Consider the following 23,069-nt stretch of genomic DNA (forward strand, 5'->3'; position numbering starts at 1 on the left):
CGCAAGCGAGGCTGCGTAGGGCGCGACTCGGTCCTGAATCGGCAGCGCGGCCGACGTAGCCTCGCTTGCGCTCGGCAGCTGCTACGGGGGCTTCGTCAGGAAGCCAGGCTCTTCCTGAACCGCGCCAACGCCACCGCAAAAAACAACAGCCCGATCCCCGCCAGCGCCAGCAAGTCCGGCCACACCACACTCACCCCCGCGTCGCGAAACAAAATCGCTGCGCTCAGGCTCACAAAGTGCGTCGACGGCGAGCCCTGCATCACCCACTGCAACCACTCGGGCATGCTGTCCAGCGGCGTGCTGCCGCCTGACAACAGCAGCATCGGGATAATCACCGGAATCGCCAGCAAGCCGAACTGCGGCGTCGAGCGGGCGAGGGTGGCGAGGAAGATCCCCAGTGCCGTACTGGCAAACAGATACAGGGCAGTCACAAACAGGAACAACCCCAGCGACCCGGCCAGCGGCACGCCGAGCAGCCCTTTGACCACCACCTCCAGCGATAGCCAGGTGCACAGCACCACCACCAGCATATTGCTCCAGATTTTCGCCAGCATGATTTCCAGTGCGGTCAGCGGCAGTACCAGCAGGTGGTCGAGGGTGCCGTGCTCGCGCTCGCGCAACAGCGCGGTGCCGGTGAGCACGATGGCCAGGATGGTGATGTTGTTGACGATCTGGATCACGGCCAGGAACCAGCCGCCCTCCAGATTGGTGTTGAACAGTGCTCGGGTCGTGAGCAGCGCGGGCGCCTGGCGGGTGGCGTCGGTTTGCCCGCTGTAGTTGAGCAATTCGCGCTGGAAGATCCGCCCGATATAGCCCGCGCCCATGAACGCCTGGCTCATCGCCGTGGCATCGACGTTCACCTGCACGCCAGGCTGGCGACCGGCCAACAGGTCGGCCTGGAAGTTGGCCGGTACGTTGATCACGAAGGTGTACTGGCCGCTGTCCATCACCTTGTCCAACTGGTCATAGGCCAACGGTGCCGGTGCTTGGAACTCGGGCGGTTGCAGCGCCTCGGCCATCTGCCGTGAGAGCGCGCTGTGGTCTTCATCGACAAACGCTACGCTGGCGTTGTGCACGCCGATCACCGAGCCGGCGGCGGGCATGTAGATGGCGACGGTGAAGGCGTAGAACAGAAACAGCAGCAAGACGCTGTCGTGGCGCAGGCTGGTGAGTTCCTTGATGCCCAGCCGGAAGATGTGTGCGAGCTTGTGCATCAGGCCTCCTGCTTCTTGAGCATGACCAGGCTCAACCCGGTGAACCCGATAAAGAAGCCGAACAGCGCCAGGCATTGCGGCCACAACTGGCGCAGGTCCAAGGCCTTGGTGAAGGTACCCACGGCAATATCCAAAAAGTGCCCGGCCGGAAACAGTGCGCCCATCAAGGCGGCGGCGCCTTCCAGGGACGAGCGCGGCACGATCAGCCCGGAAAACTGGATGGTTGGCAGGCTGGTGATGATCATGGTGCCGAGGATCGCCGCGATCTGGGTACGGGTGAACGCGGAAATCAGCAGGCCCATGCTGGTGGTGGCCAGCACATACAGCAGCCCGCCAAACGCCAGCGTCAGGCCGCTGCCCTTGAACGGCACACCGAACAGCCAGCGATTCATCGCCACCAGCAGCGCCAGGTTGACCAGGCTCACGGCCAGGTAAGGCGCCTGTTTACCGAGCAGGAATTCCAGGCGCGTCAGGGGTGTGGCGTAGAAGTTGGTGATCGAACCCAGTTCTTTCTCGCGCACGATGCCCAGGGCGGTGAGCATCGCCGGGATAAACGCCAGGATCAGTGCCATCACGCCGGGGCCGATGGCATTCACGCTGACCACGTCCTGGTTATAGCGAAAACGGGTTTCCAGTTTGGCGACTGCCTGGGTGCTGCGCGGCAGGCTGCTCAGTTCGGCCAGTTGCTGCAGGTTGCCTTGGTGCACGGCTTCGACATAGTTGCGGCTGGTTTCCGCACGAAACGGCATGCCGCCATCGAGCCACGCGGCCACGGTGGGTTGGCGCCCGGCATAGAGATCGCGACCAAAGCCGGGTGGGATCTCCAGGGCCAGTTTGATTTCCGAGCGTTGCAGGCGTCGGTGTAATTCATTGGCATCCTGGATCGGCGCCTGCTCGGCGAAGTAGCGCGAGCTGCGGAAGGCTTCCAGATAGGCGCGGCTTTGTGGCGTCTGGTCCTGGTCGTAGACGGCGAAGGCGAGGTTTTCCACGTCCAGGGAAATGCCGTAGCCGAAGATCACCATCATGAACATCGCACCGAGCAGGGCGAAGGCCATGCGCACTTTGTCGCGCAGCAGTTCCTTGCCTTCGCGGCTGGCCACGGCCAGCAGGCGAGACAGGCTGAAACCACGCTTGCTGATGGGCGGCGCATGGGTTTCGCTGACGGTTTTGGCCGACGTGGCGGGTTCGGCATCGCCTTGGGCTTGCTCAAGGCAGGTGACGAACGCGGCTTCCAGGGTGTCGCCGTTGAACTGCCGTTGCAGTGCATCCGGTGTGTCGCAGGCCAGTACCTTGCCGGCATGCATCAAGGAGATGCGGTCGCAGCGCTGGGCTTCATTCATGAAGTGGGTAGACAGGAAGATCGTTACCCCTTGTTCACGGGACAACTCGATCAACAGTCGCCAGAAATCATCCCGGGCTGCCGGGTCGACGCCCGAGGTGGGCTCATCGAGGATCAACACTTCCGGCCGATGCAGCACCGCCACGGCCAATGACAAGCGTTGGCGCAGGCCGAGGGGCAGCTCCCCGGAGGGCTGCTCGGCCACCTCACCGAGGTCGAAACGCTTGATCAGCTCATCGATGCGCGGGCCGCTGTCGGCCTTGGGCAAATCGAACAGTTGCGCGTGCAACACCAGGTTCTGGCGCACGCTCAGCTCGCCATACAGCGAGAAGCTTTGCGACATGAACCCTACGCGCTTGCGGGTGGCCAGGTCCTTGGCGTTCACCGGGTGGCCCAGCAGCGTGGCGCTGCCTTCGGTGGCCGGCATCAGCCCGGTGAGGACTTTCATGGTGGTGGTCTTGCCGCAGCCGTTGGAGCCGAGGAAGCCGAAGATCTCGCCACGGCCGATGGCAAAGCTGACCTTGTTCACCGCCGTGAAGTCGCCGAAGCGCAGGGTCAGGTCGTGGGCTTCGATGGCGATATCGGTGTTGGCGTTTTCCCTGGGCGGGATCACCAGCGGTTGGTTGTCATGGGCGCTGTCGCCCTGGAAGTGGGTGAAGGCCTCATCCAGTTTGCCGCTGGGGGTCGCTGCCGCCAGTTCGCTGCTGAGCCCGTCGGCGATCAGCTTGCCACGGTCGAGCATCATGCAATGTTCGAATTGCTCGGCCTCCTCCATATAGGCCGTGGCCACCAGCAGCGTCAGTTGCGGACGCTCGCTGCGTACGGTCTCGACCAGTTCCCAGAAGCGCCGCCGCGACAGCGGGTCGACGCCGGTGGTGGGTTCGTCGAGGATCAACAAGTCCGGGTCGTGGATCAGCGCGCAGCACAGGCCGAGCTTCTGCTTCATGCCGCCGGAGAGCTTGCCGGCCGGGCGCTCGGCAAAGCGTGCAAGGTCGGTGGCCAACAGCAGGTTGTGCATGCGCTGGTCGCAGTCGGCTTTGGACAGGCCGAACAGCGTGGCGAAGAAGCGGATGTTTTCGCGGATGGACAGTTCGGGGTACAGGTTGCCGCCCAGGCCCTGGGGCATGAAGGCGATGCGTGGGTACAGGCTGTTGCGGTGACGACGGTTGGCGATTGAGCCGCCGAGCACCTCCAGTTGGCCGTCCTGGAGCTTTTTAACCCCGGCGATCAATCCCAACAGGCTCGACTTGCCGGCCCCATCCGGGCCGATCAGACCGCAGCGCGTGCCGGTGGGCAGGCTGAAGGCGATGTCGATCAAGGCCTGCTGCTTGCCGTAACGGTGGTTGATGGCGGTGGCGTGCAGCGCCAGGCCGGTCATTGCAGGTTGGCCGGCCAGTCGATGTCAGCCATGCGCACGTAGCCGGCGCCGGGCATGCCCGGTTTGGCCTGGGGCACGGCGCTGGGTTGGGTCAGGCGCAGCTTGACGCGAAACACCAGTTTCTGGCGTTCGTCGCGGGTTTCGACTTCCTTGGGGGTGAACTGCGATTTGGCCGCGACAAAGCTGATCTTGGCCGGCAACGGTTGCTGGGGCAGGGCATCGAGCAGGATGCGTGCGTCGCTGCCAACCGTCAGGCGGCCGGTGACGGAGGCGGGCAGGTAGAGGTTCATGTACTGATCCTCGGGATCGATCAGCAACAGCACGCGTCCGCCGGCACCGAGGACCTCGCCGGGCTCGGCCAGGCGCAGCTGGATAATGCCGTCGATGGGCGCGCGCAGGCTGCTGTCGTCGATTTCGCTGGTCAACTGGGCGACTTGGGCCTGGGCGGCACCAATGGCGGCCTTTACCGAATTGACCTGGGCTTGCGCGGCGATCACGGCGGCGTTGCCGGTGTTCTGGCGGGCCTGTTGCTGGTCGATCAACTGGCTGCTGGCAAAGCCGCGCTTGTACAGTTCCTGGGTACGCTTGAGTTCCTGGTTGGCCAGCAGTTGCTCGCTTTGACGCAGTTGCACATTGGCCTCGGCGGCGGCGAAGTTTTCCCTGGCGCGCAGCACTTCGGCTTCGGCCTGGGCGCGCTGGGCTTCCAGGGTGCGGGTGTCCATGCGCGCCAGCAACTGGCCCTTGAGCACCTTGTCACCTTCATCCACCCGCACCTCGGCCAGGCGACCGGGGATCTTGGCGGCGATCTGCACTTCGGTGGACTCCAGGCGACCGTTGCCCATGCCCAAGCCTTCGGGCAGGCGATCCTGGGTGGACTTCCAGTAACCGAAGCCGCCGGCGGCGAGCAACAAGGCAATCAACAAAGCGGCAAACAGGTGGGAGGAGCGGGGGGTGATCGACATGGGTGCATCCTGCGGCGTTAGCGTCCTAGTTTGACCGAGGCAGCCCGAGGGGCGTTGATGCCGGTCAAATGAAGCGCAAGCCTAACCCGGTTCAGGTGCAGATGCATGCGCCGGGAGCGTGACCGCAGGGTTCTGGTCAGCGCAGTGCCAGCACCGCCGCCCATTGCTCTGCCGTGACCGGCATCACGGACAAGCGACTGCCTTTTTGTACCAGGGGCAATTCGGCGAGGGCGGTTTGCTGTTTCAGGTAGCCCAGGCCCAGCACCTTGGGAAAGGTCTGGACGTGCGCGACATTGATCGCGCTCCACGGGTTTTTCTCCGGGGTGGCCTTGGCGTCGAAGTAGTGGCTGTCCGGCTCCAGTGCGGTAGGGTCCGGATAGGCGGCCGCGATGATCTTGCCGATGCCGGCAATGCCGGGCTCGGGGCAACTGGAGTGGTAGAAGAAAAATTGGTCACCCACTGCCATGGCGCGCAGAAAGTTGCGTGCCTGGTAGTTGCGGACCCCGTCCCAGCGCGCTTCGCCCAGCGTTTCCAGGCCGTTGATGGAGAGTTCTTCGGGCTCGGATTTCATCAGCCAGTAGGCCATTTTTGCGCTCCTGAAAAAGCAGTGGGCAAGTTGTCAGGCAATTTGATGACAAACCGACAGTCGGTTGGCGTCAAGGTTTGCGTGTTGGTTCACGTTATCGCAGAATGCCGGGATTTTAAGCTTGACGCAGCTGCAACGGACTACTTGGAACGTTGTTGTCATCGTGTACGAGATGCCTGAAGGGGGGCAATCGATGCAACGTAAACCGGATTTACTATGGATATTGGTGATTTTGTTTGGTCTGGGCGTCGTGACCACCGGGTATGCGCAAAGCTTGTGGTCGAACAAGACCGATGCGCCAGTTGAACTGACTCAGCAGCAGCCGCAACCCTTCAAGCGCTGACCCTTCTTCAAGGCGCCGTAGCTTCCTGCGGCGTTTCTGCGACATACCACTGCCTGTCGGTAACGGTGCCAGCCAACGGCACATCCCAGCTGGCCTGTGCCAATCGATCGACCTTCTGACATTCATGGGCCAGGCCCAGCAGTGTCGGCTTGCGCCAGCCCTGGCGACGCGCCAGGTAGGCGAGGCTGCGGTCGTAGAAACCGCCGCCCATGCCCAAGCGTCCACCGGCATCATCGAACCCCACCAACGGCAGCAACACCAGATCCAGCGCCCACACCTTGCGCTGGCGCCTGGCATTGACCCGTGGCTCCAGAATGCGAAAGCGATTGGGCAGCAGCGTTTCCCCAGGCTTCACGCGCTGGAACACCATCTTGGTCCGTGGCCAGGCGCTGAGCACCGGCAGGTAAGTGACCTTGCCCCGGCGCTGGGCGGCGCGCAGCAGCAGGCGCGGATCGATTTCACCGTCCGTCGGTAGATACAGGGAAATATGTTTGGCCCGGCGAAACAGCGGGTGCTGTGCCAGTTGCCGATACAGGCCATGGGCGGCCTGGCGCTGCTCGCTCGGCGTGAGGGCGCGGCGGGCTTTGCGCAACATGCGTCGAAGGTGCGGACGGGAAAGCGGCGCAGGTTCGTTCATGGTTTTTCGGCTCATAAAACAATGCCAGTCCGGGGACTGGCATTGAGTTCTGGAATTCAGGCTCCCCGACAGAGCCGCTGTCGACTCAGCCCTTGAACCCGAAAGTTCAAGGTGGAAGAAGCAGTAGGCTTTAAGGCTTTCCGTCTAGCGGACATGCACACCAGCCCAACGTGCAACTTCCAGGGTAGTGCGAATCGGCTCCGGGACATCGCCGACTGGCAAGCACGCCAGGGAGTGGGGCGAGTATACCTTAAACAGTCGCGGCAATCAGCCCTTGGGTTGCTCTGTGTCGCTGGAAAGCACCAGGTCCACGCGTTCGAGCAGGTCGCGCACCTGCTCACGTGTCGAGCCGCTGGCCTGTACGTCAGGGCGTTCCTGCTTATGCAGCAGGTCGTGGGTAATGTTCAGGGCGGCCATTACGGCGATGCGGTCGGCACCAATGACTTTGCCGCTGCTGCGGATTTCGCGCATCTTGCCGTCCAGGTAGCGGGCGGCGCTCACCAGGTTGTTGCGCTCTTCCTGGGGGCAGATGATCGAATATTCTTTGTCGAGGATCTGCACGGTGACGCTATTGCTTGAACTCATGAGTCTTGCTCCAGGGCCTTCAGGCGCGAAATCATCGATTCGACCTTACGCCGGGCGATTTCGTTTTTTTCAATGAGGTGAGCGCGTTCCTCGCGCCAGGTCTTTTCCTGAGCTAATAGGAGTCCGTTTTGACTCTTAAGTTGCTCGACCCGAGTAATTAGCAATTCGAGTCTGGCCATCAGCGCTTGCAGGTCGGTGTCTTCCATTGGGTTCCACTGGATTTGTCTGATGAATGGCAACTGCAGGATAAACGATCTGACGCCCTCGATAGTCTTGGTGCGTCTGCCGGTGCTAGGATACAGCGCTCCATTCTAGACATTGCGCCGTCTGGCGCCTAGCTCACCATGCCCATTCAGAACTCCCCGTACGATGCTTTTTCCAAACTGCTGAGCACCAGCGGCCATCCTTGCTCGCCCGCCGAGCTGCATGGCGTGCTGCTCGGCCGCAGTTGCACCGGTGTTGGCTTTGATGCCGACAACTGGCTGGCCGATGTGGCCGAGCTGCTGGAAACCGAACCGACCGACAACGTGCGTAACGCGCTTATCGGCCTGCAAGAGATGGTCAAGGGCGAGCTGACCGGTGATGACGTCACCGTGGTCCTGCTGCTGCCGACCGACGATGCACCGCTCACTGAGCGCGCCGCCGCACTCGGCCAATGGTGCCAGGGCTTCCTCCACGGTTTCGGCGTGAACGCCAGCGGCCTGGAACTGAGCACCGACGCCAAGGAAGTGCTGCAGGACCTGGCGGCCATCTCCCAGGTGCAAGATGCCCTGGAAGAGTCCGAAGACGGCGAAGGCGACTACATGGAAGTCATGGAATACCTGCGCGTCGCGCCGTTGCTGCTGTTCACCGAGACCAGGAAGTCCGCTGAGCCTGCTGCACCCAAGCCTTCGCTGCACTAAAAGAGAAAGGAAGCCAATCTGCCCATGATCCATATCCCCAAAGCGGAATACACCCGGCGTCGCAAGGCGCTCATGGCGCAGATGGAACCCAACAGCATCGCGATCCTGCCGGCTGCCGCCGTGGCGATCCGCAATCGCGATGTGGAGCACGTCTATCGCCAGGACAGCGACTTCCAGTACCTGAGCGGTTTCCCCGAGCCGGAAGCGGTGATCGTGCTGATGCCCGGTCGCCAGCATGGCGAGTACGTGCTGTTCTGCCGCGAACGCAATGCCGAGCGCGAATTGTGGGACGGCCTGCGTGCCGGTACCGAAGGCGCCATCCGTGACTTTGGCGCCGACGATGCCTTCCCCATCACCGATATCGACGACATCCTGCCCGGCCTGATCGAAGGCCGCGACCGGGTGTATTCGGCCATGGGCAGCAACGCCGAATTCGATCGGCACCTGATGGAGTGGATCAACGTCATCCGCTCCAAAGCGCACCTTGGCGCCCAGCCACCGAACGAGTTTGTTGCCCTGGATCATCTGCTCCACGACATGCGCCTGTATAAATCGGCGGCGGAAGTGAAGGTGATGCGCGAGGCAGCGCGCATTTCCTGCGCGGCCCATGTGAAGGCCATGCAGGCCAGTCGCGCCGGCTTGCATGAGTTCAGCCTGGAAGCCGAGCTGGATTACGAATTCCGCAAGGGCGGCGCGAAGATGCCGGCCTATGGCTCCATCGTCGCCACCGGGCGCAACAGCTGCATCCTGCATTACCAGCAGAATGACGCCGTGCTCAAGGATGGTGACCTGGTGCTGATCGATGCCGGTTGCGAAATCGACTGCTACGCCAGCGACATCACGCGCACCTGGCCGGTCAATGGCAAATTTTCGCCGGAACAGAAGGCGATCTATGAAATCGTGCTGGCTTCCCAGGAGGCCGCCTTTGCCGAGATCGCGCCGAACAAGCATTGGAACCAGGCCCACGAGGCGACGGTGCAGGTCATCACTGCCGGGCTGGTGAGTCTGGGGTTGCTGAAGGGCGACGTCGACGAACTGATCGCCAGTGAAGCCTACAAACCCTTTTATATGCATCGCGCTGGCCATTGGCTGGGGATGGATGTGCATGACGTCGGCGAGTACAAGGTGGGTGGCGAATGGCGAGTGCTGGAAGTCGGCATGGCACTGACCGTGGAGCCAGGCATCTACATCTCGCCGGATAACCAGACCGTAGCGAAGAAATGGCGTGGCATTGGCGTGCGCATCGAGGACGACGTGGTGGTGACCAAGCAAGGCTGTGAAATCCTGACCGGCGGCGCCCCCAAGAGCGTCGTTGAAATCGAAGCCCTGATGGCGGCCGCCCGATGAGCCGGGTCAACCTGGCGATTATCGGCGGCGGCCTGGTGGGCGCGAGCCTGGCGCTTGCGTTGCAGGCCGGTGCCAAGGCGCGTGGCTGGAAGATCGTGCTGATCGAACCCTTCGCGCCCGGCGACAGCTACCAGCCGAGCTACGATGCGCGGTCTTCGGCGCTGTCCTACGGCGCCCGGCAGATTTATCAGCGCCTGGGCCTGTGGCAGCAGATCTCGCGCCGCGCCGAGCCGATCAAGCAGATCCATGTGTCGGACCGTGGGCGCTTCTCCACCGCGCGACTGTCCGCCATGGAGGAGGGCGTGCCAGCCCTCGGTTACGTGGTGGAAAACGCCTGGCTCGGTCAATGCCTGTGGCAAGGCCTGGACAAGGACGTGGTGAGTTGGCGCTGCCCGGCGGAAGTCACACGCATGGAGCCGCTGCCCGATGGCTACCGCCTGACCCTCAACGATGAAACCGTGCTGGAATGCGACCTCGCGGTGCTCGCCGACGGCGGCCGCTCCGGCCTGCGCGAGCAACTGGGCATTGGCGTGAAAACCCGTCCGTACAACCAGAGCGCGCTGATCGCCAACATCACCCCGAGCGAAGCCCACAACGGCGAAGCGTTCGAGCGTTTCACCGATGAAGGCCCGATGGCCCTGCTGCCGCTGCCGGACAACCGTTGCGCACTGGTATGGACCCGTATCGGCATGGACGCACAGCGCCTGGCCAGTCTCGATGAACGCAGCTTCCTGAGCGAGTTGCAGGGCGTGTTCGGCTACCGCCTGGGCACCCTCAAGCAAGTCGGCGCCCGTCATCTGTATCCGTTGACCCTGGTGGAAGCCGAAGAACAAGTGCGCTCGCACCTGGCGATCCTCGGCAATGCCGCCCACAGCCTGCACCCGATTGCCGGGCAGGGGTTCAACCTGTCCCTGCGTGATGCGCACGCCTTGGCCGAGGCCTTGCTGGCCGGGCCGGCGGTGCCGGGCGACCTGGCGACGTTGCAGGCTTATCGCGAGCGTCAGCGCATGGATCAGAAGTTGACCGTGGGTTTCTCCGACCAGGTCACGCGGCTGTTTGGCAGCGCGCAACCGCTGGTCGCCCTGGGCCGCAATATGGGCCTGCTGGGCCTGGACCTGCTGCCACCGGCCAAGCGTTGGTTCGCCCGTCAGGCCATGGGCCTGGGTACCCGTCCCGATGCGTGAGACTTATCAATCCTTTTACGTGCGGTGCAAGCCGCCAGCGAGACAGGCTTAAAGCATGGACATGCGCGCAGATGTGCTGATTGTCGGGGCCGGAATGGTCGGAAGCGCCCTGGCGCTGGCATTGCAAGGCAGCGGCCTGCAAGTGTTGCTGCTCGACGGCAGCCCGCTGAGCGTCAAGCCGTTCGACCGCGCGGCGGCCTTCGAACCCCGTGTGAGTGCCTTGTCGGCGGCCAGCCAGCGCATCCTCGGGCGCCTCGGTGTGTGGGATGGCATCGTTGAACGACGCGCCAGCCCGTACGGCGAGATGCAGGTGTGGGACGGCAGCGGCACCGGGCAGATTCACTTTTCGGCGGCCAGTGTGCATGCCGAAGTGCTCGGGCATATTGTCGAGAACCGTGTGGTCCAGGATGCCTTGCTCGAGCGTCTGCACGACTGCGACCTGGGCCTGCTGGCGAATGCGCGCCTGGAGCAGATGCGCCGTTCCGGCGATGACTGGCTGCTGACCCTGGCCGATGGCCGCACATTGCGCGCGCCGCTGGTGGTGGCCGCCGATGGCGCCAACTCCGCCGTGCGCCGCCTGACCGGCACCGCGACCCGTGAATGGGACTACCTGCATAACGCCATCGTTACCAGCGTGCGCAGCAGCCAGCCGCACCAGCGCACGGCCTGGCAACGCTTTACCGACACCGGCCCGCTGGCGTTTTTGCCGCTGGAGCGGGACGGGCAGCAAGATTGGTGCTCGATCGTCTGGTCGACTACGCCGGTTGAATCCGAACGCCTGATGGCGCTGGATGATGAAAGCTTCTGCCGTGAACTGGAGCGCGCCTTTGAAGGGCGCCTCGGTAGCGTGGTCAGCGCCGATCCGCGTGTGTGCGTACCCTTGCGTCAGCGCCACGCCAAACGCTATGTGGCCGAGGGCCTGGCATTGATCGGCGACGCCGCCCATGTCATCCATCCATTGGCCGGGCAGGGCGTCAACCTGGGTTTCCTCGATGCGGCGGTGCTGGCCGAAGTGTTGTTGTCGGCCACCGAGCGCGGTGAACGTCTGGCCGATGTGAAGGTGCTCAGCCGTTACGAGCGCCGACGAATGCCCCATAACCTGGCCCTGATGGCGGCGATGGAAGGCTTTGAGCGCCTGTTCCAGGCCGATCAACTGCCGCTGCGCTGGTTGCGTAATGCCGGGTTGAAGATGGTCGACCAGATGCCCGATGCCAAGGCCGTGTTTGTGCGCCAGGCCCTCGGGTTGAGCGGGGATCTGCCGGACCTGGCCAAGCCCTGACAGGTTTGTGCAACATTTGGTAACGGCTCCGCCGAGCGTTACCAAATGTGAGTCCCTATCATTTGCGCTTATTTTGCAAATGAGAGACCGCCCCCATGTTGGCACCCAAGCGCCTCCTGACTGCCCTGGCACTCACCCTGATCGGCAGCACCACCGTGCAGGCAGCCGACGAAGTGGTGGTCTACTCCTCGCGTATCGACGAACTGATCAAACCGGTGTTCGACGCCTACACCCAAAAGACCGGTGTCCAGGTGAAGTTCATCACCGACAAGGAAGCCCCGCTGATGCAGCGCATCAAGGCCGAGGGCGAAAACGCCACCGCCGACCTGCTGCTCACCGTGGATGCCGGCAACCTCTGGCAGGCCGAGCAAATGGGCATTCTGCAACCGTTCACCTCGCCGGTAATCGACAAGAACATTCCCCTGCAATACCGCTCTTCGGCGCATGCCTGGACCGGTTTGAGCCTGCGCGCGCGGACCATCGCGTACTCCACCGATCGGGTCAAACCGGGTGACCTGACCACCTACGAGGCTCTGGCCGACAAACAGTGGGAAGGCCGCCTGTGCCTGCGCACGGCGAAAAAGGTCTACAACCAATCGCTGACCGCCACCCTGATCGAAACCCACGGCGCGGCCAAGACCGAAGAAATCGTCAAGGGCTGGGTGAATAACCTGTCCACCGACGTGTTCTCGGATGACATTGCGGTGCTGGAGGCAATCAACGCCGGGCAATGCGATGTGGGTATCGTCAATACCTACTACTACGGCCGTCTGCACAAGCAGAAGCCGGACCTGGCGGTGAAGCTGTTCTGGCCGAACCAGGGCGACCGTGGCGTGCATGTGAACCTGTCGGGCATCGGCTTGACCAAACACGCGCCACACCCGGAAGCCGCCAAGGCATTGGTGGAGTGGATGACCACGCCTGAGGCGCAGAAGATTTTTGCCGACGTGAACCAGGAATTCCCGGCCAATCCGGCGGTACCGCCGTCGGCTGAAGTGGCGACTTGGGGCAAGTTCGTGGCGGATACATTGCCGGTGGAAGTGGCGGGCAAGCGCCAGGCTGAAGCCATTCGCCTGATGGATCGGGCGGGCTGGAACTAAGTACAATTTGTAGGACGCCGCAGATCCAAATGTGGAGGGGCTTGCCCCCGATGTCGGAGTGTCAGTCTACTCATCGTGGACTGACACTCCGACATCGGGGGCAAGCCCCTCCCACATTGGATTGTGGTGATTTGAAGATTTCATTATTGAGAACCCACCCTTGGCCCACCCCGCCCAACGCCGCTGGTACCTGCCGGTCTTCAGCGTCGCCGCCCTGGTGCTGCTGCCCCTGAGCGTGCTGTTGCTGTCCTGGCAAAGCATCGACGCGCAAATCTGGTCCCACCTGTGGGAAACCCAGATGCCGCGGTTGCTGGGCAACACCCTGACCCTGGGGCTGGGGGTCGGCGTCGGTGTAACCCTGTTGGGGGTCAGCCTCGCCTGGCTCACCAGCCTCTGCGAATTCCCCGGCCGGCGTTGGCTCGACTGGGCGTTGATGCTGCCCTTTGCCATTCCCGCCTATGTGCTGGCTTTCGTGTTTGTCGGCCTGCTGGATTTTTCAGGCCCCGTGCAGACCCTGCTGCGCGAAGGGTTCGGCACCGGCTTGCGTCTGCCACGGGTGCGCTCCACCAGCGGCGTGATCATTGTGCTGGTGCTGGTGTTCTATCCCTACGTGTACCTGTTGGCGCGCAGCGCATTCCTCGCCCAGGGCAAGGGCCTGATGGAGGCGGCACGGGTGCTGGGACAGTCGCCCTTGCAGGCATTCTGGCATGTGGCCCTGCCCATGGCGCGGCCGGCGATAGGGGCCGGGGTGGCGTTGGCACTGATGGAGACCCTGGCGGATTTCGGTGCGGTGTCGGTGTTCAACTTCGATACCTTCACCACCGCTATCTACAAGACCTGGTACGGCTTTTTCAGTCTGTCCAGCGCGGCCCAACTGGCCAGCCTGTTGCTGTTGGTGGTGATGCTGGTGCTGTATGGCGAACGGCGTGCCCGGGGCGCCAGTCGGGCTAGCAATGAACGGCCACGGGGCAAGGCGCTGTACCACTTGCGCGGGTTCAAGGCGGCGGCTGCCACTGCCTGGTGTGGATTGGTGTTTGCCTGTGCCTTTGTCATCCCGATGCTGCAATTGGTCGCCTGGTTCTGGCAGCGCGGCCGGTTCGACCTGGATGAGCGCTATTCGGGCCTGATCGTCCATACCCTTTACCTGGGCGGCATTGCCGCGCTGATCACGGTCAGCGTGGCGCTGGTACTGGCCTTCGCCAACCGCCTGGCGCCGACCCGGGCGATTCGCTCCGGTATCAGCCTGGCCAATGTCGGCTATGCCTTGCCGGGCTCGGTGCTGGCGGTGTCGATCATGCTGGCGTTCAGTTACCTGGACCGTGAGCTGGTGGTACCGCTGTCCGGCTGGCTCGGCGGGGCGGGCAAGCCATTGTTGCTGGGCAGTCTGTCGGCGCTGGTGCTGGCGTATCTGGTGCGCTTTCTGGCCGTGGCCTACGGGCCGCTGGAAAACAGCCTGGCGCGCATCCGGCCTTCGTTGCCGGAAGCAGCGCGTAGTTTGGGCGTGAGTGGGCCGCGACTGTTTTGCAAAGTGTATCTGCCGCTGTTGCTGCCCGGCACCCTGAGTGCAGCACTGCTGGTGTTCGTAGACGTGCTCAAGGAAATGCCCGCAACCCTGCTGATGCGCCCGTTCGGCTGGGACACCCTGGCGGTGCGGATCTTTGAAATGACCAGCGAAGGCGAGTGGGCGCGGGCTTCTCTGCCAGCGTTGACGCTGGTGCTGGTGGGGCTGCTGCCGGTCATCGGGCTGATCCGACGCTCCGCCCGACCAATCGGTTAGGTGCCAGTCCTACGGCTTGCGGCTACAATGCGCGGCATTCGGTGCGGTCCGTCCTTCGGATCGAGTCGCTGTACGTGGCTGCAGGCCTTGTCATTCAAGGTGTCCGGCACGGGCAACGACGCTGCGCACCTTCGCCAAGCCCGGAAGGAGAAACCCATGGGACAGCGTACGCCTCTGTATGACCTGCATCTCGCCCTCGGCGCGAAAATGGTCGATTTTGGCGGTTGGGATATGCCTTTGCACTACGGCTCGCAAGTTGAGGAGCACCATCAGGTGCGGCGCGACTGCGGGGTGTTCGATGTATCTCATATGACCGTGATCGATGTCACCGGCCCCCAGGCCAAGGAATGGCTCCAGCACCTGCTGGCCAATGATGTCGAGCGTTTGCATGGCTGTGGCCGTGCGTTGTACAGCGCCATGCTCAATGAGCAGGGTGGCGTGGTGGACGACATGATCGTCTACCGCACCGAGATCGGATACCGGCTGGTGGTCAACGCCGCCACCCGTGACCAGGACATGGCCTGGATCCAGGCACAACTTGGCAGCTATCAGGTGCACCTGCATGAGCGGCCCGAGTTGGCCATGCTCGCCATTCAAGGTCCCCATGCCCGGCAGAAGATTGCCGAGCTGGTCACCCAGTCTCGCGGCACCCTGATCCACCAGCTCAAGCCCTTTGAAGGGCATGCCGACGGCGATTGGTTTATCGCACGCACGGGTTACACCGGTGAAGACGGCCTGGAAATTGTCCTGCCTGCCGATCAGGCGCCGGGTTTTTTCAACGATCTGGTCGGTGCGGGGATTTCCCCCATAGGCCTCGGCGCGCGGGACACCCTGCGGCTGGAAGCCGGCATGAACCTGTACGGCCAGGACATCCATCAGAACGTTTCGCCCCTGGCGGCCAACATGGCCTGGAGCATCGCCTGGGAACCTGCCGAGCGCAATTTCATCGGGCGAGCGGCGCTGGAAGCAGAGTTGGCCGCGGGTGTGCAGTTCAAACTGGTCGGGCTGGTACTGGAAGAACGTGGGGTTTTACGTGCTCACCAGGTGGTTCGCATCGCCAATGTTGGCGAAGGGGAGATCACCAGTGGTAGTTTCTCACCTACGCTGAGCAAATCCATTGCCCTGGCGCGTGTACCGACGGCGACTGCCGATCGGGCCGAAGTGGAAATCCGCGGCAAGTGGTACCCGGTTCGAGTGGTCAAACCGACCTTCGTGCGCCATGGCAAAACCTTGATCTAACTATTTCCGGCAGGCCAATGGCTGCTGACATTTCTTCTTGAGGACACAGACTATGAGCGATATCCCTGCCGACCTGCGTTTTGCCGAAAGTCACGAATGGGCCCGTCTGGAAGCTGACGGTACGGTGACCGTCGGGATCTCCGACCATGCTCAGGAAGCTTTGGGTGATGTGGTGTTTGTTGAGTTGGCCGAAGTCGGCGCTACGTTTGAAGCCGAAGGCCAGGCGGGTGTGGTTGAGTCGGTGAAGGCTGCTTCGGATATCTACGCCCCGGTTGCCGGTGAAGTGATTGCCGTCAACGAGGAGCTGGGTGGCAGCCCTGAGCTGCTGAACTCCGACCCTTACGGCGCGTGGATCTTCAAGCTCAAGCCAAGCAACCCGGCTGATCTGGAAAAACTGCTGGATGCGGCTGGCTACAAAGCCGCCATCGGCGAGTAACCGCAAGACCCATGTGGGAGGGAGCAAGCTCCCTCCCACATTCAATCGTCGTGAGCCGTGAGTGTTCAGTTCGCTTTCAGGACTGCCTTTACCGCCGCCACCGACCGCTCCACATCTGCCTCTGTCATCGCCGTGAACATCGGCAACGACACGATCAAACGTCCAACCTTTTCCGCTACCGGGAACATCCCTTCCTTGAACCCCTGTGCCCGATAAAGGCTCAGCAGGTGAATCGGCGGGTAGTGATAGCCAATGCCAACACCCTGTGCCTGCATTTTCTCCATGAAGGTTGCGCGGGCCGGCAGGCCATCGTGACGCTCCGGCAGCACCAACTGGAACAGGTGCCAGTTGCTGTTTTCGAAGTCAGCCGGCGGCAGTTGCGCGCCGTACTTTTCTTCGAAATCACTGCCGAAACATTTGAAGTAGTGCTGTGCCAGGTGCTGGCGATGGGCGGTGATCTTCTCGATGTGGGCAAACTGCCCCAGGCCGATGGCCGCAGCGATGTCGGTCATGTTGAACTTGCCGCCCAGTACATCCACGTCCAGGCCGTCGAAGCCGGTGCGGGTGACGCCCTGCAGGCGGTATTTTTCCGCCAGGCGGGCTTCTTCGGCATTGTTCAACACCAGGCAACCGCCCTCGGAAGAGGTGATGTTCTTGTTGGCCTGGAAGCTGAACGATACAAAGTCCCCGGTGGAGCCGATGCGCTCGCCATCCCAGCTGGAGCCCAGGGCCTGGGCGGCGTCTTCGACGATGCGCAGGTTGTACTTGTTGGCCAGTGCGTACAGCATCGGCATGTCCAAGGGCAGGCCGGCCAGGTACACCGGGATGATCGCCTTGGTGCGCGGGGTGATTGCGGCTTCCACCTGGGCCAGGTCGATATTGCGGGTGACCGGGTCGATGTCGGCGAATACCGGCGTGGCACCTACTTCCAGGATCACGTTGGCTGTTGCGACCCAGGAGATTGGTGTGGTGATGACTTCATCGCCGGGCCCGATACCGGCGATACGCAAGGCGATCTCCATGGTGCAAGTGCCCGAGTTGAAGGTGCGCACCGGCCGGCCGCCAAAGTATTCCGACAGCTGTGCTTCGAACGCCTGCACTTTCGGCCCGCTGGTGATCCAGCCCGAGCGCAGTACATCGCCGACCGCCGAGATGGTGGCTTCATCGATGGTAGGTTTGGAGAACGGCAGAAAGGGCTGTTGGCTCATGACGACGAAGGCATCCGTTTCAGATTGGCGATGAGTAAGCGAGGGTTCAGTCCCGGCATGGTGGCACGGTTAGACTGAATATAGCCTGTCGCCTGTGAATGAATCGTCATGCCACGGACACGGAAGTGCCGCTTGAACGGCGGCATTTCCTGTTGCCGGTCAGAAGTACACACGGGTTTCAAAGAACACACTCTGCTCCTTGAGCTTGCCCTTGAGCTGTTCATCACGAGCGTTTATCCGGTTGGTGAAGGTGTTGTAGCCGGTCTCGATACGGCCCATGTCCACGTAGCGCCAACCTGTGCCAAAGGAAATGCGGTCGTTGACCTTGGCATCCAGGCCCAAGCCTACGCTGTAGGCAAAATTATATTGGCGGTGGCTGGCAAAGCGACGGGTGTCATTGCTCTGAAAACCCTCGGCATCAATTTGTGCGACGCCCATCCCCGCCATGCCGTAGAACGACAGCCAATGGGTGAGCGGTATGTTTTTATAGCCGTTGACCATCACGCGCTGACTGTCCGCTTCAAGACGGTTGACGTTGGCATTGAAGGGCGACCAGAAGGAGTCGAAGGTCGAGCTGCCGGAGAGGGTGTATTCCCCTTCCGCGCGCCAGCCATTGGCGAAGGCATAACCTACTGCGTAGGATCCGGTGAATGTTTTAGTGCTATCAGGCGCTTCCACTCGTTCGGTGACGCGCGGGCTGGTCAACAGTGCACTGGATAGATTCTGGCGTGCACTGTTAAATTTTGCCGCGCCGTACCAGGCCTCTGCCTGTGCATAAGGCGTTGCAATAGCAGTGAGGAACAGAAAGGAAGATAGTTTTCGCATGGTTATCGATTCACTGAGGGGAAGGGTGGAATCGATAGCTTGTCGCCGGGTGAGCGCAGTGATCGAGAGGACTTCTCCTGTTCAATCGTCAACTCATCAGTCTTTGCTGTAGGAAGAAAAGCGGCACAAAAAAGCCGCTCCCAGGGAGCGGCTGTTTTAACCGGCGGTTTTACTCGGCGGCGATAGCGTTTTTCGCCAGGATAGCGTTGGCCAGCTCCATATCCGTGGCCTGCAGGCCAGGGTTATCGGCGCGGACTTTTTGCATGGCGGCTTCCAGGTACGGGCCGCGGATACCGCCGTCGCTGGCAACGAAGCTGCCTGCGTCGTCTTGTGCGGCAACCACCAGCTTGTGGTCCTTGAAGGTCAGGTAGGTCGAGCCGGTAGTGGCGCCCGACGAGATGACATTGCGCCAGAAACTGTCGGCCATGGCTGAACCGACAGGAAGGGAAAGCACAGCGAGGGTAGCGACAGCATATTTAAGACGCATGATGGGTGACTCCGGGTGGGTGATCTGTACCGTTTGATTGCAGTTAGCCCAGCCGAGTTCCATCACAGACTAAACAGTTTCTACCTTCAAGATCACGCCATCGAGGCCCACCACACGCACTTGAGCGCCTACTGGGCTGTCAGGCCCGGTCACCATCCAGACGCCATCACCGACTTTTACCTTGCCCCGACCCTCCACAATCGCCTGATGCACCACGAACACGCGGCCGATCAGCTCCGAGCCACGCTCGTTGAGCCCCGGCTGGTCACTGGCTTTGGCACTGCTGCGCTGGCGTTTCCACCAGTACACCGCCGTCAATATCGACAGCACAGCGAACAGCAACAGTTGCCACTCCAGCCCGAGCGGCGGCACCAGAAACTTGATCACGCCCACGGCTGCCGCAGCTATGCCCATCCACAGCAGGTAGCCACCGGCGCCGAATACTTCAAGAATCAATAGCACTGTACCCAGTGCGAGCCAATCCCAGAACGAAAGATGCTGCAGGAAATCCCACATGGCGATCGCCTCAGGCTTTCTTGTTGTCGAAGGTTGCCTTGACGATTTCGCCGATGCCGCCGACAGCGCCGATCACCTGGCTGGCTTCCAGCGGCATCAGGATCACTTTGCTGTTATTGGCCGACGCCAATTTGCCAAGGGCATCGATGTATTTCTGCGCGACGAAGTAGTTGATGGCCTGTACGTTGCCGGTGGCAATCGCTTCGGAAACCACCTGGGTCGCGCGGGCCTCAGCCTCTGCCTGACGCTCACGGGCTTCAGACTCCAGGAACGCGGCCTGGCGTCCACCTTCGGCTTCAAGAATCTGTGCCTGCTTCTTGCCTTCGGCCGTCAGGATCGCCGACGCCCGCAGGCCTTCGGCTTCCAGGATCTGTGCGCGCTTGATCCGCTCGGCTTTCATCTGGCCGGACATGGCGGCCATCAGGTCGGCGGGCGGGCTGATGTCCTTGATTTCGATCCGGGTGATCTTGATGCCCCACGGCGCCGTGGCTTCATCGACGGTGCGCAGCAGTTTTTCGTTGATGCCGTCGCGCTGGCTGAGCATGGCATCCAGCTCCATGGAGCCGAGCACGGTACGGATATTGGTTTGCAGCAGGTTGCGGATAGCGTGTTCGAGGTTGTTGACCTCGTAGGCGGCCTGGGCGGTATTGACCACCTGGAAGAAGCACACGGCGTCGATCTGCACGGTGGCGTTGTCGGCGGTGATGACTTCCTGGGGCGGGATATCCAGCACGCTTTCCATCACGTTGATCTTGCGGCCGATGCGGTCCATGACCGGGATGATGATGTTCAGACCCGGCTTGAGGGTGTTGGTGTACCGGCCGAAGCGCTCGACGGTCCACTGATAGCCCTGGGGTACCACCTTGAAGCCCATGAACAGGATGGCGATGGCCAGGCCCACGAAAAGAAGCAGTACGGTTCCGATCTGCATAGCGATTCCCTATCTGTTGGTGTCAGTTAAACGACGTTCGGCGGATTGTAACGGTCTTGTCACCGATAAGGACGGTTTCAGCACGGGGTAATCAACGCATTTGTTACCGAATCCCCAGGCGTCACTCGCAATACCTCGGCCATTGTGGTCAGCCCCGCCTTGACTTTACCCACGCCGGCCATGCGCAGGCCGCACATGCCTTGCGCCACCGCCTCCCTGCGCAGGGACTGCGCGTCGGCGCCTGGCGTGATCAGCGCCTTGAGCGAGTCATTCAGCACCATGATCTCGTAGACCCCGGCGCGCCCGCGAAACCCGCTGTTTCGGCATTCTGCACACCCTACCGCTTCGTGAGCATCGCCCGCCACCCGCTTGCAATGAGGGCACAGCAAGCGCACCAAGCGCTGCGCCATTACGCCCAATAACGTCGCCTTGATCAAATAATGAGGAATGCCCAGTTCCTGCAAGCGGCTGATGGCGCTGGGCGCATCGTTGGTGTGCAGCGTCGAGAGCACCAAATGCCCGGTCAATGCGGCCTGGATCGCCATCTCGGCGGTTTCCTGGTCGCGGATCTCGCCGATCATGATGATGTCCGGGTCCTGGCGAAGCAGGGCTCGGATGCCGTTGGCGAACGTCAGGTCGATATTGGGCTGTACCTGCATTTGATTAAACGCCGGCTCGACCATCTCGATCGGGTCTTCCACGGTGCAAAGATTGACCTCCTGGGTCGCCAAGTGTTTGAGCGTGGTGTAGAGGGTGCTGGTCTTGCCTGAACCGGTAGGCCCCGTGACCAGGATGATGCCGTTGGTGTGGCGCGTCATGTCGTGCCATCGCTGCTGGTCCTCGGCCGACAAGCCCAGCTCGTCAAAGTCCTTGAGCAGCACCTGCGGGTCGAAAATCCGCATCACCAGTTTCTCGCCAAAGGCGGTGGGCAAGGTCGACAGCCGCAACTCGACTTCTGTGCCGGCAGGGCTTTTGGTCTTGACCCGACCGTCCTGGGGTTTGCGTTTTTCCGCCACGTTCATCCGCCCGAGGCTTTTCAGGCGGCTGACCACCGCCATCGTCACTTGGGGTGGAAATTGATAGACGTCGTGCAGCAGCCCATCAATGCGAAAGCGCACGCGTCCTTGCTCACGGCACGGCTCGATATGAATATCACTGGCCCGCTGGGCGAACGCGTATTGCAACAGCCAGTCGACGATATTGACGATATGCGCGTCGTTGGCGTCCGGCTCCTGGTCGCTGGCGCCGAGGTTGAGCAACTCGACGTTGCCAGGCCCCGCCACCTTTTGATCCGCACCGCTGACGGACTTCGCCAGCCGGTAGAATTCGCTGATACAACGCTGAATGTCCTGGGGGTTGGCAACCACGCGCCTGATCGAGCGCTGGAGCACTTGTGCCAGTCCCGATTCCCAACTGGTGACATGGGGCTGGGCGCTGGCAACGGTGACGGTCTGCGCGTCCACGGCCACCGCAAGAATGGCGTGGCGTTGGGCAAATGCGTGGGACATCAGCGGCACGACCGTGGCGACATCGATCTTCAGCGGGTCGATGCGCCAATAAGGTTGCCCCACATGTTGGGCAAGCCACTGGGTCAGCGTTTCCAGGGAAGGCCCATGGGCGGCGATGCACTCCAACGGATGCTGGGCGTTGCCGGCGGGCAGCGCTGATAAGCGCTTCGCGATGTCGGGAGCAATCACCCCTCCCTCGACCAGCGCCGGGAGCAACTGATGCAGTTCCAATCGGTGATCAGCAGGCATGAAGGTGTTCCTGGGTAGCCTCGGACGAAATTTCAGGCTAGCCAGCCGCCGAATATCTTCCTCCCCGCGTATGTTGCAGGCCTTTACCGAGCTGCTGCCGCCACGGCCGCAGGCCCCACGGAATCAGCGCGCCACACGTGCAGCGTGCACACGCTGATCAGGTTTCGAATCTTTTCGGCGATCACTTGGGCGCGATGCCAGCTCAGGCTATCCATCACGATATCGATGTTCAGCAGGTCTTCCTGGCGGCTCACGTTGACCTGGCTCGGTGTCAGGAACTGCAACGCAAAATAATTGAGTACCCGACACAACACATCGGGCTCCGCCTCGGCGACGATCCGGTAATGCGCCTGGCAATGGGCGCTGCTGGCAGCCCACACATCGACACGGGTCAGGGGGTGAGTGGTTTCGACGGCATGCATGCTGATTCTCCAGATTCGACTGGAGAAATTTTTACATTCGCGTCGGGAGATTTCTTATCTAAGATGAGCCTGATTTGCGTTTTATTGAATAAATCAATTCATAAATTCCATACATAAAGGTATTTTTATGCACAGCGAATTGGACGCCTACGACCGCCGCATCCTGGCCCTGCTGCAAGAGGACGCCTCGCTGTCCAGCGCGCAGATCGCCGAACAGGTCGGACTGTCCCAGTCGCCGTGCTGGCGACGCATCCAGCGGCTCAAGGAGGAAGGAGTGATTCGCGGCCAGGTCACTCTGCTGGATCGCAAGAAGATCGGCCTGAATACGCAGATCTTTGCCGAGGTCAAACTCAACGCCCACGGCCGATCCAACTTCACCGAGTTCACCGACGCGATTCGTGGGTTTCCGGAAGTGCTGGAGTGCTATGTGCTGATGGGGGCGGTGGATTTTCTGCTGCGCATCGTGACGTCGGACATTGAGGCGTACGAGCGGTTTTTCTTCGAGAAGTTATCGATGGTGCCGGGGATTCAGGAGGTCAACTCGATCGTGGCGCTGTCCGAGATCAAATCGACCACCAGCCTGCCAGTATTGCGCTGACAGGATCGGCCTCATCG

24 protein-coding genes and 1 other RNA gene are annotated in these 23,069 nt (G+C 61.8%); 10 read left to right on the forward strand and 15 right to left on the reverse strand.

The window, feature by feature from the left end:
* Positions 1-95: 95 nt before the first annotated feature.
* The 4 genes from BFP99_RS28465 to BFP99_RS28480 form a co-directional block, all read right to left on the reverse strand.
* The gene (locus BFP99_RS28465; protein ID WP_065926649.1) at positions 96-1,214 is read right to left on the reverse strand and encodes an ABC transporter permease; all 1,119 of its coding nucleotides are present in this window, start codon (positions 1,212-1,214) and stop codon (positions 96-98) included.
* Positions 1,214-3,931 carry a ribosome-associated ATPase/putative transporter RbbA gene (rbbA, locus tag BFP99_RS28470; protein ID WP_065948757.1) on the reverse strand — a complete coding sequence of 906 codons (2,718 nt, stop codon included), beginning with the start codon at positions 3,929-3,931 and terminating at the stop codon, positions 1,214-1,216. Before rbbA ends, BFP99_RS28465 begins: the two co-directional genes overlap by 1 nt.
* Positions 3,928-4,893: an HlyD family secretion protein gene (locus BFP99_RS28475; protein WP_027608372.1), complete on the reverse strand. Its 966-nt coding sequence runs from the start codon at positions 4,891-4,893 to the stop codon at positions 3,928-3,930. Before BFP99_RS28475 ends, rbbA begins: the two co-directional genes overlap by 4 nt.
* A gap of 136 nt (positions 4,894-5,029) precedes the next feature.
* Positions 5,030-5,479: an EVE domain-containing protein gene (locus BFP99_RS28480; RefSeq protein ID WP_065948758.1), complete on the reverse strand. Its 450-nt coding sequence runs from the start codon at positions 5,477-5,479 to the stop codon at positions 5,030-5,032.
* A 121-nt stretch (positions 5,480-5,600) separates the two neighbouring features.
* On the opposite strand from BFP99_RS28480, the gene BFP99_RS33095 reads away from it, so the two are divergent.
* Positions 5,601-5,822, forward strand: coding sequence for a hypothetical protein (locus BFP99_RS33095; RefSeq protein WP_162556796.1), 222 nt, complete (start codon positions 5,601-5,603; stop codon positions 5,820-5,822).
* Positions 5,823-5,829: 7 nt separating this feature from the next.
* On the opposite strand, the gene BFP99_RS28485 is transcribed toward BFP99_RS33095, so the two are convergent.
* From BFP99_RS28485 to BFP99_RS28500, 4 genes are all read right to left on the reverse strand, one after another.
* A complete protein-coding gene (locus tag BFP99_RS28485; RefSeq protein ID WP_065948759.1) occupies positions 5,830-6,459 on the reverse strand; it encodes a 5-formyltetrahydrofolate cyclo-ligase in 630 nt (209 codons plus the stop codon).
* A 58-nt stretch (positions 6,460-6,517) separates the two neighbouring features.
* Positions 6,518-6,696, reverse strand: a non-coding RNA gene (gene ssrS / locus BFP99_RS28490) — 6S RNA.
* A gap of 30 nt (positions 6,697-6,726) precedes the next feature.
* Positions 6,727-7,044 carry a cell division protein ZapA gene (locus tag BFP99_RS28495; protein ID WP_027608375.1) on the reverse strand — a complete coding sequence of 106 codons (318 nt, stop codon included), beginning with the start codon at positions 7,042-7,044 and terminating at the stop codon, positions 6,727-6,729.
* The gene (locus tag BFP99_RS28500; protein ID WP_007982902.1) at positions 7,041-7,250 is read right to left on the reverse strand and encodes a TIGR02449 family protein; all 210 of its coding nucleotides are present in this window, start codon (positions 7,248-7,250) and stop codon (positions 7,041-7,043) included. Before BFP99_RS28500 ends, BFP99_RS28495 begins: the two co-directional genes overlap by 4 nt.
* Positions 7,251-7,388: 138 nt before the next feature.
* Between BFP99_RS28500 and BFP99_RS28505 the strand changes: the two genes are divergently transcribed.
* The 8 genes from BFP99_RS28505 (at position 7,389) to gcvH (ending at position 16,308) form a co-directional block, all read left to right on the forward strand.
* The gene (locus BFP99_RS28505) at positions 7,389-7,946 is read left to right on the forward strand and encodes a YecA/YgfB family protein (RefSeq protein ID WP_065948760.1); all 558 of its coding nucleotides are present in this window, start codon (positions 7,389-7,391) and stop codon (positions 7,944-7,946) included.
* 24 nt (positions 7,947-7,970) lie between these two features.
* A complete protein-coding gene (pepP, locus tag BFP99_RS28510; RefSeq protein ID WP_065926645.1) occupies positions 7,971-9,293 on the forward strand; it encodes a Xaa-Pro aminopeptidase in 1,323 nt (440 codons plus the stop codon).
* Positions 9,290-10,477, forward strand: coding sequence for a 2-octaprenyl-6-methoxyphenyl hydroxylase (gene ubiH / locus BFP99_RS28515; protein ID WP_065948761.1), 1,188 nt, complete (start codon positions 9,290-9,292; stop codon positions 10,475-10,477). Before pepP ends, ubiH begins: the two co-directional genes overlap by 4 nt.
* 61 nt (positions 10,478-10,538) lie before the next feature.
* The gene (locus BFP99_RS28520; RefSeq protein ID WP_176719709.1) at positions 10,539-11,756 is read left to right on the forward strand and encodes a 2-octaprenyl-3-methyl-6-methoxy-1,4-benzoquinol hydroxylase; all 1,218 of its coding nucleotides are present in this window, start codon (positions 10,539-10,541) and stop codon (positions 11,754-11,756) included.
* Between the two features lie 95 nt (positions 11,757-11,851).
* Entirely contained in the window at positions 11,852-12,856 is a 1,005-nt protein-coding gene (locus tag BFP99_RS28525) for an extracellular solute-binding protein (RefSeq protein ID WP_053127831.1), read from the forward strand.
* 160 nt (positions 12,857-13,016) lie between these two features.
* Positions 13,017-14,633, forward strand: coding sequence for an ABC transporter permease (locus BFP99_RS28530; RefSeq protein WP_065948763.1), 1,617 nt, complete (start codon positions 13,017-13,019; stop codon positions 14,631-14,633).
* 156 nt (positions 14,634-14,789) lie between these two features.
* Complete coding sequence (gene gcvT, locus BFP99_RS28535; RefSeq protein WP_065926641.1) at positions 14,790-15,872, forward strand: glycine cleavage system aminomethyltransferase GcvT; 1,083 nt, start codon at positions 14,790-14,792, stop codon at positions 15,870-15,872.
* 52 nt (positions 15,873-15,924) lie between these two features.
* A complete protein-coding gene (gene gcvH / locus BFP99_RS28540; protein ID WP_065926640.1) occupies positions 15,925-16,308 on the forward strand; it encodes a glycine cleavage system protein GcvH in 384 nt (127 codons plus the stop codon).
* A gap of 65 nt (positions 16,309-16,373) precedes the next feature.
* Here gcvH and BFP99_RS28545 read toward each other — a convergent pair whose 3' ends face one another.
* The 7 genes from BFP99_RS28545 to BFP99_RS28575 all read right to left on the reverse strand — a co-directional run bounded on the left by BFP99_RS28545 (position 16,374) and on the right by BFP99_RS28575 (position 22,454).
* The gene (locus BFP99_RS28545) at positions 16,374-17,516 is read right to left on the reverse strand and encodes a DegT/DnrJ/EryC1/StrS family aminotransferase (protein ID WP_065926639.1); all 1,143 of its coding nucleotides are present in this window, start codon (positions 17,514-17,516) and stop codon (positions 16,374-16,376) included.
* 159 nt (positions 17,517-17,675) lie between these two features.
* Positions 17,676-18,347: an outer membrane protein gene (locus tag BFP99_RS28550; protein ID WP_083221268.1), complete on the reverse strand. Its 672-nt coding sequence runs from the start codon at positions 18,345-18,347 to the stop codon at positions 17,676-17,678.
* A gap of 163 nt (positions 18,348-18,510) precedes the next feature.
* Positions 18,511-18,828 carry a DUF2388 domain-containing protein gene (locus tag BFP99_RS28555; RefSeq protein WP_027608386.1) on the reverse strand — a complete coding sequence of 106 codons (318 nt, stop codon included), beginning with the start codon at positions 18,826-18,828 and terminating at the stop codon, positions 18,511-18,513.
* 69 nt (positions 18,829-18,897) lie between these two features.
* On the reverse strand, positions 18,898-19,344 hold the full coding sequence (locus tag BFP99_RS28560) for an NfeD family protein (RefSeq protein WP_027608387.1): 447 nt from the start codon (positions 19,342-19,344) through the stop codon (positions 18,898-18,900).
* A gap of 10 nt (positions 19,345-19,354) precedes the next feature.
* The gene (locus tag BFP99_RS28565) at positions 19,355-20,275 is read right to left on the reverse strand and encodes an SPFH domain-containing protein (RefSeq protein WP_027608388.1); all 921 of its coding nucleotides are present in this window, start codon (positions 20,273-20,275) and stop codon (positions 19,355-19,357) included.
* A 77-nt stretch (positions 20,276-20,352) separates the two neighbouring features.
* Entirely contained in the window at positions 20,353-22,032 is a 1,680-nt protein-coding gene (locus tag BFP99_RS28570; RefSeq protein WP_065948764.1) for a GspE/PulE family protein, read from the reverse strand.
* A gap of 83 nt (positions 22,033-22,115) precedes the next feature.
* A complete protein-coding gene (locus BFP99_RS28575) occupies positions 22,116-22,454 on the reverse strand; it encodes a hypothetical protein (RefSeq protein WP_065926636.1) in 339 nt (112 codons plus the stop codon).
* A 127-nt stretch (positions 22,455-22,581) separates the two neighbouring features.
* On the opposite strand from BFP99_RS28575, the gene BFP99_RS28580 reads away from it, so the two are divergent.
* Positions 22,582-23,052: an Lrp/AsnC family transcriptional regulator gene (locus tag BFP99_RS28580; RefSeq protein WP_010207358.1), complete on the forward strand. Its 471-nt coding sequence runs from the start codon at positions 22,582-22,584 to the stop codon at positions 23,050-23,052.
* Positions 23,053-23,069: the final 17 nt, after the last annotated feature.

This window comes from Pseudomonas sp. 1 R 17 (genome assembly GCF_900067035.1).
Lineage (GTDB): Bacteria > Pseudomonadota > Gammaproteobacteria > Pseudomonadales > Pseudomonadaceae > Aquipseudomonas > Aquipseudomonas marginalis.